We start from the raw sequence: 11,585 nt of genomic DNA on the forward strand, positions 1-11,585 counted from the left end.
AATTTTTTCACCAAAATTATTGATCGATAAATTTGGGGAAAATTCAGGGTAAAGGATGGAAAATTCTCCCCTGCTCCCTACTCCCCTACTCCCCCTCTGCCTTAAGCAAGAATGAAACAGCCCTGCCCTTAATAAGGGGGGAACCGCTTAAAAGAGGTTTCAAAGTCCCCCTTAAAAAGCTATCCCTTATAAGGAACTCCTGAAAACCTTGTGGGAAGCAGGGGAGCAGGGGACCCACCCCTCGCCCCTACCCCTCCGGTGGAGGGGAAAAAGGAGAAAGGAGAAAGAATCATAGTAGATAGGAAAAACTACTTAAGTTATCAAAAAAAATGTACTTTTTAGTACACTTTTTCTCTGACAAAAACCTTTTAAAGACTTGAACATAACTTGTCTATGCGTGTCAATTTTTATGTTAAGAAAGATGTTTATAAAGCATAGCTTAATAAGGGGGGAACCGCTTAAAAGAGGTTTCAAAGTCCCCCTTTTTAAGGGGGATTTAGGGGGATCGTAAATGTACCTCATCTTTATGATAAATGCTATATCCATTATCAATTAATGAAGACTCCTGCCTTGTTTACCTTATTTGATTTATTTAGGATAAAAAATGTTTTTCAGTGTAGTTATCCCCACTTATAATCGCAAACCTATTTTAGAAAAGTGTCTTCGCGCTCTGGAAAATCAGGATTATAACCGCCCAATTATAGATTATGAAGTAATAGTTGTCGATGATGGCTCGACGGATGACACTATCTCCTGGTTAGAAACAGAGGCCAAAGAATTTCCCCATGTCCAACTATTTTCTCAGTCTCACCAAGGGCCAGCAGCAGCTCGGAATTTGGGTGTTGAGCAGGCCAAAGGAGATTTTATTATATTTATTGATAGTGACCTGGTAGTGACAGATTCTTTTCTACAGTCACACGCAAATAGTTTGATTGCTCAAAAGTCAGATAATGTATTTACTTATGGCAGAGTTATTAATACTTGTAATTTTGATTTTCCCACTTCAGAACCTTATAAATTGACTGATTTTTCGGCAGCTTTTTTTGCTACGGGAAATGTGGCGATCGCTCGTCGTTGGTTAATTGAAGCTGGATTATTTGATACTTGTTTTGAACAGTATGGTTGGGAAGATTTGGAGTTAGGAGTTAGGTTAAAAAAATTGGGTTTGAAATTGATTAAGTGTCCAGATGCTGTTGGTTATCATTGGCATCCACCTTTTTCTTTGGAGCAATTACCAGGAATGATTGAGCGAGAGATTCAAAGGGGAAAAATGGGAGTTTTGTTTTATCAAAAACATCCGACTTGGGAAGTTAAAATGATGATTCAAATGACTTGGCTACACAAATTATTATGGGGAGTTTTATCATTAGGTGGGAGATTAAATGAAAAGACGATGGCTAGTTTTTTGCAATGGTTAATTGACCGAGGTAAGTCGCAGTTAGCTTTAGAAATTTCTCGGATATTTTTAAATTGGTATAATGTACAAGCTGTTTATGCTAATGATTTAAGTATTGAGCTTGAAGAAGGAAGAAAGAAGAAAAAGTAGATGGGGACTCAAACCCCAACCAATTGTTAACACGGTGTAGACGGCAGAGTCTTAAACCCAAAAGAAAAAAATAATGATTGAACCTGATTTTCCTCATATTGTGCTGGCCTTTAACTACAAGGGTTGGAAAGTTGAAATAGACCAAGGTGAAATGGACGGATCTGCTACTTATGCGGCTTGGGCAAACTATAAGTTAGGTTGTGTTGTAGCAGTACCTTATGCTTCTTCCCGACAAGAGGTAGTTAGGCGTGCCAAACAATGGATTGATGCTCGGAATAATCAGAATATAACTTTAAAGTGAAGAATTGCTATATAATGAAAGACTATTTATAGTATCAGGCATTCTAATGAGTACAGCAGCTTACATAAATGACAGTGAATTTAATGCACTTTTAATTTCTGAAACAATCTTTGTCGTAGATTGTACGGCATCATGGTGTGGTCCATGTAAAAAAATTAGTCCTTATATTGACCAGTTAGCTGAAGAATATGAAGGTCGTGCGAAAGTAGTGAAACTTGATATTTCTGAAAATAAGGAAACTGCTAATAAATTCAGTATTCGTAGTATTCCAGCTGTAATGTTTTTTAAAAGTGGCGAACTTGTAGAAAATATAGTTGGTGTTTCTCCTTATGAAACTTTTAAAGCAGCACTTGATAAGTTACTTTAAGTTTTATATAGCAATTCCTCTGCTGGTGAGGTACAAAATTCTTTTCTTTTAGGGAGTAGGGAGTAGGGAGTAGAAAAGAAGAAATAGAAGTAGGTTGATGTTAAAAACAATCGTTTTTTTGAATATTTATAGAAACTTAATTTATTGATAGATTTTTCTATAAACTAACTGGGACTTGCTGATTAAATCTAAAAGTATTTACTGATATTGGTAAGTGCCTTTTTGGGGTATTTAAAAAGTGCCTGGTATCACGTCTAAAACCCTAAAATACGCTCCATGCATGAGCGTGAAGAGCTGAAACAGGCGCACTTTTTTCGATCTTAAAAAGGTTAAAACCTTTAACTGTAAATGCTTTGATATTTAATCAGCAAACCCTAATTAATAATAAATATACTTCTAAGGTCAAGGAAGCGTGCTTTGATACTAAAGTTTAAGGCGTTGCTTAAATGTAATGGTAAGTAGCTGAAGTTCATTATTATTGAACTTCCTTAAAAGCCATAATCCTAATTCGCTTATAATCAGCAGTCCACCGACCTTTCTTATATAGATGAGGACGCAATCTATTTTCAATATCATCAATAATAATACTTTGCTTTTTTTCAGGAATTCCTTCAAAGAAACAAGTTGCAAACATATTCAGCCAATTACGCAAACCATATTCTCCATCCTCAAGTTTAGTTGGTCTTTCTAATAAAGTAGCAAAAGTCAACACAAACCCTTGTGATTCTAAAAGAGTAGCATATTCTCCAATACTAGGAAAATACCAAGGATTAAGTTGTTTATTACTACTATAACCAGCAGCATCTAAAGCTTCATAAATACTATTAACAATTGTTTTAATATTACCTTTGCCACCAAATTCGCTAACGAAACGACCTCCAGGTTTCAGGATGCGCCAAATATTACATATAACTTTTTTTTGTTCCTTAATCCAATGAAGTACTGCATTAGAAAACACCGCATCAAACGTTTCTTTTAAGTCTATATTAACTCCATCTCCTACTAAAAATTTAATATCTGGATAACAAATATTTGCTTGTTCAATCATAGTCGGAGCATTATCAATTCCTACAACTTTTGCGCCTTTTGTAGTAATTTTATAGGTCAAATGACCTGTACCACAACCAAGGTCAAGAATTTTTTCTCCACTCTGAGGACTGAGCAATTCTAATAAATCTATTGCCAAATTAGAAACAAAAGAATGCTTACTTTCATACAGTTCTGCATTCCACTGATTGAAAGATATATTTGAGAAGTTGTTAGTTGTATTATTTTCCATAGCACTATGAAGAGTAGCTTATTCAATAAATTATACTTGAATGCAACCTAATAACCTATCAAGTCAAAAGTTAAAAGTGTGGATACCCTGTGTCACGACTCAAGGGATGCAGAGATTTCTTCTCTATATCAAAATATCAAACAAACTAATAGAAAGGACGATAGACAAGACAGTCAAAAGTAAGACTTAACTAATTAATTTAGTATAGTTTGAATTAGGAAAATAATTAGGAAAAGTTTTTTTTGCTCTTGAAGCGATTGAGTAAAATTACTCTATTCATCAGGATAAAATTTTAGATCATTTCAATAATAATACCTGTAAAACTTCAGGTTTGTATTCAGTATAGTTGGAATCTAAAACAATTTTGTGCTAAGAAATATATCCTGTCCCAATATTGAGTATTGAGACAAAGTATCTCATTGAGGAATATAGCTTATGGCAAGTAGTGAAGTTGGTGCAGATTTATGGATTAGTGAGTATATCACACCTTGGGATATTTATGTTCATGGCATTACCGAGGTACTTGCCTACAAAAAAACTGCCTATCAGGATATGTACATCATAAACACAGGTATTTATGGTAAAGCACTGGTTCTTGATGGTAAATGGCAATCTTCTACAGGAGACGAATTTTTGTACCATGAACCCCTGGTACATCCTGCCATGATTTTTCATGGATCTCCTAGTAAAGTTCTTGTTCTTGGTGGTGGTGAAGGAGCAACTATTCGAGAGGTCTTACGTTGGCAAACAGTAGAACAAGTGGCCATGATTGACATTGATGGAGAAGTGGTTGAAGCTTGTCGTCAACATTTACCTGAGATGCACGCTAATGCTTTTGATGACCCTCGCCTCAAATTGGTCATTGGTGATGCTTTGGAATTTTTGGATACTTCTGGTGAAATTTGGGATGTAGTTATCTCTGACCTTTCTGATCCTATTGAAGAGGGACCTTCATTTCAGTTGTTTACAAAGGAATACTTTGAAAAGATTCTACAGGTGCTTACCCCTGGAGGGTTTTTTATTGTGCAAGCTGGCCCTGTTTCTCTAGGAGAAATGAAACTTCATACTCGAATTGTGAATACAATGAAAGAAGTTTTTCCTTATGTCCAATCTTATAGTAGTTATGTTCCTACTTATGGCCAACCTTGGGGTTTTGTACTTGGTTCAACAGAAATGATTAATAGTCGTCCTGATCCAGAAACAGTCAATCAACTTCTGAGAGAAAAAACAACTGGTGGGTTTCGGATGTTGGATGGGACTACCTTATTGGGGATGTTACAAGTACCTAAACATTTGCGAGAAGCGATCGCTACTGAGACGGAAGTATATACTTTAGCAAAACCTCCAAAATTTTTCGGAAAAGGTTCTAGTAAAAGTTGAAGCTATATGAAGAAGGAAAAAGGAAGAAGGAAAAAGGAAGAAGGAAGAAGATTAACTATATAAAATTCCTTTGTTTCGGCTATTCTATAATTCCTGGCCTTTGTGGCGACTGCCACATACTGAAAGAACAATAGTTTAAAAATTACAAGAGTAACGAACATGAGTGCCCTTATTCGGATTCTAATTGCTATACCCCTACCACCTTTAGCTGTTTTCTTAACAGTTGGTTTTGGTGGTGCCTTTTGGATTAATATTCTTTTAACTTTGTTAGGTGGTATTCCTGGCATGATTCATGCTATTTGGGTTATTGCCAAGCGTGATTAATAATTTTTCAGTCAAATAATTTAGGTGTAGAGGTAGGGATAGGCTTTTTGATTATTTCTGAAGTTACAGACAATCATATATATTAGCCTAAACCTAATTCTCTACTAAAATACTACGGCTAATTTTTATACTTTAAATTCTTTAATTACTGGTGAATCATCACATAAGCATTCAGCGGTCAGCTATCAGCTTTATTACCTTGAATGGACAACTTAAGTTCATTGTTCTTGTGCTTCAGCTCTTTGTTCATACCCATCTGAAAAAAGAATTTTGTGAATAATTAAGTGCAATAATTTTTTTTTGCAGGAAATACTATTTTACAAAAAATGAGGATTTACGACATAAAAACTGGTATTAAATCTATTCATTATGACTCCTGAATTCTGAATTCTGAATTCTGGATTCTAAGAAATACCCTAACTATTTGTATCAAACATTTATCAAAATGGTATTACAGTAGTTTTTATTTGGGTAGACCACAGTAGGGACGTTCCATGGAACGTCCCTAAAAGGTTTAATCTGTGAAGATGTGGTTCATCAATTTGAAAAGCACTGTAATAAAGCTGAGAGCTAACCGCTAATAGCTGAATGCTTACCTCGTAACTGATAAATGGTATTATGGGAAGATTACATTTATTAGACAAACCAAGTAATAATGACAACACTAAATCTTCAAATACCTATAGAAAAAACTACCTACTCTCGCATTAAAGAACAAGATATTAATAATAGTTCATTTGGCAAAGTATTTAGCGATCATATGTTAATTGCTGACTACAGGGATGGTAATTGGCAAGATGTAAAAATTGTTCCTTATGGCAATATTTCCATCGCTCCTTCTCTGTCAGTTTTGCATTATGGTCAAACTGTTTTTGAAGGTTTAAAAGCTTATCGAAGTCCAACAGAAAAACCTTTACTATTTCGCCCACAAGCTAATTATAAACGGATAAATGAATCAGCTTTTCGATTATGTATGCCACCTATTCCTGAAGATATTTTTCTGGATGGTTTGAAGGAATTAATTAGGGTAGATTCTGACTGGATTCCTACTCAGTCAGGTAGTGTATTATATATTCGACCTATTTATTTTGCTACAGATGAATCTGTTGGTCTTAAACCAGCAAGTAGTTATAAATTTATTATTATTTCTTGCCCTGTAGGTGCTTATTATTCAGAACCAGTTAAGTTAATTGTTACAGATAAATATATACGAGCTGCTGAAGGTGGAACAGGTGCAGCTAAATGTGCTGGTAATTATGGTGGTAGTTTATTAGCAGATAAAGAAGCTAAACAACAAGGTTATGATAATGTTTTATGGTTGGATGGGAAGGAAAAAAAATATATTGAAGAATGCGGCACAATGAATGTGGCTTTTGTCATGAATGATGTTGTTATTACTCCTAAATTGACGGGCACTATATTAGCCGGAATTACTAGAGATAGTGTCTTAACTTTATTTAGAGATATGGGTGTTAAAGTTGAGGAAAGATTAATTTCTATTGATGAAGTGGCAAAAGCTTATGAAGAGGGTAATTTTTCTGAAGCATTTGGTATGGGAACTGCTGCTACAATTGCTCATATTTCTACTATTAATTATCAAGGTAAAGATATGATTTTACCTCCTGTTTCTGAACGAAAATATGCTCCTCAAGTATTACAAAAATTAGAAGATATTAAAACAGCTAAAGTGACCGATCCTTACGGTTGGGTTTGTCAACTTTGAAGAAGGCAGAAGGCAGGAGGCAGAAGGCAGAAGGAAATCTAACTCCTGACCTCTTGCCCGTGACCGATTCGTTTATTATGACTAATGGATGAGACTTGATATAACTTTCTATTCTAGTTAGTATCAAAAATATTCTGGGGATAATCGAAAGATAGAGAAGCTAAATATAAATATGTATAACAGTTTAATTTTTTACAAATAATTTAAGACTGCTATAGAGTAGGGATTTTTCCTCTACAAAAAACCTGAATCTCCACTCACTCACTAAAAAACTGTTTGTCAAATAAATATTAAACCATTTATCGTGCAAAGCGTGTTATACCAATTTGATAAATCTTTGCTACAAATAGCTAGGGTATTTATTAGGAGTCAGGAGACAGGAGTCAGGAGTCAGAATAAATAGGTTTGATACCATTTTTTATGTAGTAATTTGTCTTTTTCGTCCAATATATATATCCTACAAATTATTTTCAGACTACTTATTATTTGTAACATTCTTTTTTTAAATTGGTACTATACCATTTCTCAAAAACTTTTCTACATTTTGTTGAGCAGGGGAGTAGGGGAGTGGGGGGTGCATCTCAATATTTGCAAAAATACTTTTTTCCTATATATTCCCTGTTCCCTGTTCCCAGATCCGGTGTTCCCTAAAAGCGATAAATTTTTGGCTTTATTCACGCATTGAGATGCACCCGGAGTGGGGGAGTAGGGGAGTAGGGGAGAAGTAAGAATAATTAACATTAACTAGGCTATTATTAGCAAAAAGGTGATTCTACCTGTTTTGATTAATTAGGGTTTGCTGATTAAATATCGCGCTTATTGACTGATATTGGTTTGAGCAATTTTAGATCTTTCATTAATTGATAATTGATAATGGATAATTGATAATTACCTCTGGTTAAAACCGAGAGGATTGAATATAAGGAAATATTATTTCTTTTTTTTCCCCTTAAAAGGGGAGGCTTTATACCATAATTATTTAATTATTAATTATTAATTATTAATTATTAATTATTCGGTAAAAAGTGCGAGGTTTTAGGTGGTAATGGTTCAAAAATTCAGGATTTTGCTCAAGAGTTGGGCAGAACAATCTTGGGAAAATTCTTACTCCTACCTCCTCGAAATTCCCATTTATCCTATCCCCCTCCTGGGAGGGGTTAGGGGTGGGTTGTCTCCTGTCTCCTACCTTCACCCATAAGACTTTTTCAGCAAGCCCTAATTAATAACTGAAGTCTTGCCCAAGTATAGTGTTACTTTTAGGAATTGATATTATACCAATTTAATAAATGTTTGTTACAAATAGTAGGGACGTTGCATGCAACGTCCATACGGAATAAGGAAGAAGCAAGGAAGGAAGAGGGGATAAATATTGAAGAAAATGGAAAAACGATTTGGTATAACTACCCTAAATTAACTCATGGTAAAACAAAAAAAAATTAAGTCAATATTATCTATATTTGAGGCTCCTATCGGATTATTCGCAGGTGCAACTTACCATTTTCGTGCTTTAACAATATTTGCCAAAAATCCAAAATTAATAGGCTATATAATTGTTCCAATTTTGATTAATATCGTGGTGGGTATTCTTCTTTATATTGGTTTACTCCTACCAGGAATTAATTTAATTAATACTATTTTTAATAACTTATCTTTACGTTTTGATGCTTTTATTGCTCAATTACCAAAATGGTTACACTTCTTAAGTTACATAGATAATATTTTAGATAAGTTTGTACAATTCATTCTGTTCACAATATTATTACTAATAATTGGATTTTTTTTAGTACAATTTGGAGCTATTCTAGGTTCACCTTTTTATGGTCAACTTTCTGAACAATTAGAAAAAATTAGAACTGGCACATTACCTGAAGATCAACCAAGTTTATTAGGCGCTCTTAGAGATATTTGGCGAGCCATACTTTTTGAGCTAAAAAAAATTGGATTACTGTTAGTAATAGGTTTGCCGATATTGCTGCTCAATTTTTTGCCTGGAGGCACTTTAATAGCAACTATTGGTGGTATAACTTTAACAACTTCCATTGTTTGTCTCGACTTTTTTGATGGATTTTTGGAGAGAAGAAAATTAAAATTTCGAGAAAAGTTAACAATAGTGCGTCGTAGTTTACCAGCAAGTGCCACTTTTGGGTTAATTTGTCAAGCTTTAATTACTATTCCCATAGTTAACTTCTTAGGTATTCCACTATGTGTGGCGGCAGGGACCTTATTTTGTTGCGATCGCGTCTTACCAAATTTACTACCAGATCATCAAGCTTGAAAAAAGTATTAGCTATATTGAAAATAGCATAGATTTATCTACAACAAGGAATCAAAAATTAAAAATCAGAAATACCCACACTTTTCATTTCATTTAAACCCACATTCCGCACGTCAAGAGCGTAACATTAAAAGTAGTATATAAATCCGTAGCTTGGTAGGTATTTATACTATGCAAATTATCTTAATTAATTTTTTCGTTGATCGCTCTTCCGAGTAAAAAATTTACGCATAAATACTTATTTGATTGATTACTCAATCACGGCAGCTATGATTTTCTTCTAAAATTCTGTCTCCTGTCTCCTGACTCCTTCTTCGGTTGCTACATTTTGTCGTGCGGAATGTAGGTTTAAAATACTCTAGTGCAGAATGGTGGAAATAACTGACCAGTTACAAAATCCTAAAAGCCTTACCAATCAATACTTTTGACTTCTGACTTTTGACTTCTGACTTCCGCGTAGCGGCACTAGGTGAGGATTTAAGAAAATCTCAAATACCTACACTTTTAATTTAAAATACTGTAGGTGGGGATTATCTCAACGTTGGTTGAAGACCCGCGCTCTCCCGAAGGGGAGCGTCCTATGGGAAAACCAATCAATTTTGCGGCCCATGTCAATAGTGTGTTAGACTTAAAAGAATGGCTGCTGGGCTAGCAGTGTCAGTCTGTGGAGCGACTGTAAGACCGAAAAGAGGCTCGACCTTGGAGGCTGGTGCATTGAAGCAGAAAGACCTAATCAGCGATGGTTAGGAATCCCGCGCTGTCTCGTAGAGCAGCGTCGGGAGGATGTCAAAGGAAAAGCTTTCCATTATAATCACTCTTTCATCGTAAAATTACTTGACTATTTCCATAAACATAGGAATATCTTAGAAAACTATGCTCAACAGAATTGCTAATCAGATTAGAAAGTCCTTCCCAGCACCAGAAGTTAGCGCTCACTGCGATGGCCCTTGCGGTGTTTATGACCCTGCTTCTGCTCGCATTTATGCTGAAGCAGTATTGTCTATGACTAAGAAAATTCTAGATCTTGACCCAAAAGCAGGAGACCATAAGACTGCTAATACCCTTTCTCGCTATATTGCTATTAAGGAAGAGCAAGCTCAGAAGACTAAAGAAGATTTGCTCATCCTCTGGACTGATTATTTTAAGCCTGTACATTTAGAAAAGTATCCAGACCTCCACGATACTTTCTGGAAAGCTGCTAAACTTTGCTCTGCTTGTAAAGTGGAAGTTAGTTTGGAGCACGCTACTGAGTTACTAGCTGCTGTGGAGAAAATCCACAATATGTTCTGGGCCACTAAGGAACGCGAAGTAACTTGGTATAAGGCTAGCTAATTTTTTTGAGTTTGAGGTGGTAGGCAAAAAGTTGATACAAACAAGCGATAATAAAGAATTATTGTTATGGTTGTTAAGATTGCGTCAACGCTTTTGTGTTACAGGGGTTTCCATGTTTCCCCTACTCAAACCAGGGGAGGATATTCTTGTTGACACTAAAGCCTACCACAATTGTTTACCTAAAATAGATGATTTGGTGGTGGCTAAACATCCCCATCACCAAGATTTGAAAATAATTAAGCGGGTTGCCTTTGTTGATGAAAATGGCGACTGTTTTTTGGTGGGAGAAAATAGGGAAGAAAGTAACGATAGTCGTTCTTTTGGTTTTGTCAGTTCGCAACAGATAATTGGTAGAGTTACTAGCAAATTTCCTTAGTGGTTGTAAGGAAGGCAGAAGTATTTTCAAGTCAAAAGTCAAAATTCAAAAGTCAAAAGTAGAAAATTATCTCAAATCCGTTGGCTAAAGTCAAAAGTCAAAATTCAAAAGTCAAAATTCAAAAGTCAAAAGTTATATCAAAATCTGTTGGCTACTGTATCCCTATTACCGAAAAATTGTGGTTTAAACCTACATTCCGCACGACAAAATGTAGTATAAAGAATCCAGAATCCAGAATCCAGAATCCAGAATTCAGAAGAAAATAGTAGTGGTGATAATTGAGTATTTATACTTAATACTTTCCTGATAATTTGATTCTCGATCCAGGTCAATGAAGATAATTTATACCGTATAAATACTGAATCAAGATGTTTTTTTTATACTACTTTTCATGTTACAAATTGACGTGCGGAATGTGGGTTTAAAGGCTCCCCTTTTCAGGATATAAGAGGTAATTAGGGCTTGCCGATTAAATATAAAAGCATTGACTGATATTGGTTTTAGCCTTTTTAGGGTCGAATTGCAGTACCCCTGTTTCAGTCTAAAATACTCAAAAAGGAGCGTATTTTAGGCGCATAGTTGGGCAGAAAAATCATTCTTACAATTCTTACTCCTACCTCCTCGCTCATTCCTATTTCTCCTGTCTCCTGTCTCCTGTCTCCTATCTCCTATCCCTACTCAA

10 protein-coding genes are annotated in these 11,585 nt (G+C 35.2%); 9 read left to right on the forward strand and 1 reads right to left on the reverse strand.

All coding sequences use genetic code 11. The annotated features are described in order from the left end of the window. The first annotated feature begins 604 nt into the window (after positions 1-604). The 3 genes from F6K54_RS30065 to trxA all read left to right on the forward strand — a co-directional run bounded on the left by F6K54_RS30065 (position 605) and on the right by trxA (position 2,214). Complete coding sequence (locus F6K54_RS30065) at positions 605-1,546, forward strand: glycosyltransferase family 2 protein (RefSeq protein WP_293086055.1); 942 nt, start codon at positions 605-607, stop codon at positions 1,544-1,546. 73 nt (positions 1,547-1,619) lie between these two features. Then, entirely contained in the window at positions 1,620-1,847 is a 228-nt protein-coding gene (locus F6K54_RS30070; RefSeq protein WP_293086058.1) for a hypothetical protein, read from the forward strand. A gap of 46 nt (positions 1,848-1,893) precedes the next feature. After that, positions 1,894-2,214 carry a thioredoxin gene (gene trxA / locus F6K54_RS30075; RefSeq protein ID WP_293086061.1) on the forward strand — a complete coding sequence of 107 codons (321 nt, stop codon included), beginning with the start codon at positions 1,894-1,896 and terminating at the stop codon, positions 2,212-2,214. A gap of 475 nt (positions 2,215-2,689) precedes the next feature. On the opposite strand, the gene F6K54_RS30080 is transcribed toward trxA, so the two are convergent. Then, on the reverse strand, positions 2,690-3,493 hold the full coding sequence (locus tag F6K54_RS30080; RefSeq protein WP_293086064.1) for a trans-aconitate 2-methyltransferase: 804 nt from the start codon (positions 3,491-3,493) through the stop codon (positions 2,690-2,692). A 435-nt stretch (positions 3,494-3,928) separates the two neighbouring features. On the opposite strand from F6K54_RS30080, the gene F6K54_RS30085 reads away from it, so the two are divergent. The 6 genes from F6K54_RS30085 (at position 3,929) to sodX (ending at position 10,903) form a co-directional block, all read left to right on the forward strand. Further along, a complete protein-coding gene (locus F6K54_RS30085; protein ID WP_293086067.1) occupies positions 3,929-4,873 on the forward strand; it encodes a methyltransferase domain-containing protein in 945 nt (314 codons plus the stop codon). Between the two features lie 159 nt (positions 4,874-5,032). Then, complete coding sequence (locus tag F6K54_RS30090) at positions 5,033-5,197, forward strand: YqaE/Pmp3 family membrane protein (protein WP_293086070.1); 165 nt, start codon at positions 5,033-5,035, stop codon at positions 5,195-5,197. 655 nt (positions 5,198-5,852) lie between these two features. Continuing rightward, positions 5,853-6,920, forward strand: coding sequence for a branched-chain amino acid aminotransferase (locus F6K54_RS30095; protein WP_293086073.1), 1,068 nt, complete (start codon positions 5,853-5,855; stop codon positions 6,918-6,920). Between the two features lie 1,417 nt (positions 6,921-8,337). Further along, positions 8,338-9,195, forward strand: a complete 858-nt coding sequence (locus tag F6K54_RS30100) for an EI24 domain-containing protein (protein ID WP_293086076.1) — start codon at positions 8,338-8,340, stop codon at positions 9,193-9,195. A gap of 873 nt (positions 9,196-10,068) precedes the next feature. Further along, positions 10,069-10,527: a superoxide dismutase, Ni gene (gene sodN, locus F6K54_RS30105; protein ID WP_293086079.1), complete on the forward strand. Its 459-nt coding sequence runs from the start codon at positions 10,069-10,071 to the stop codon at positions 10,525-10,527. Between the two features lie 31 nt (positions 10,528-10,558). Beyond that, entirely contained in the window at positions 10,559-10,903 is a 345-nt protein-coding gene (sodX, locus tag F6K54_RS30110; RefSeq protein WP_293086082.1) for a nickel-type superoxide dismutase maturation protease, read from the forward strand. The last annotated feature ends 682 nt before the right edge of the window (positions 10,904-11,585 follow it).

This window comes from Okeania sp. SIO3B5 (assembly GCF_010692555.1).
Taxonomy (GTDB): Bacteria; Cyanobacteriota; Cyanobacteriia; order Cyanobacteriales; family Microcoleaceae; genus Okeania.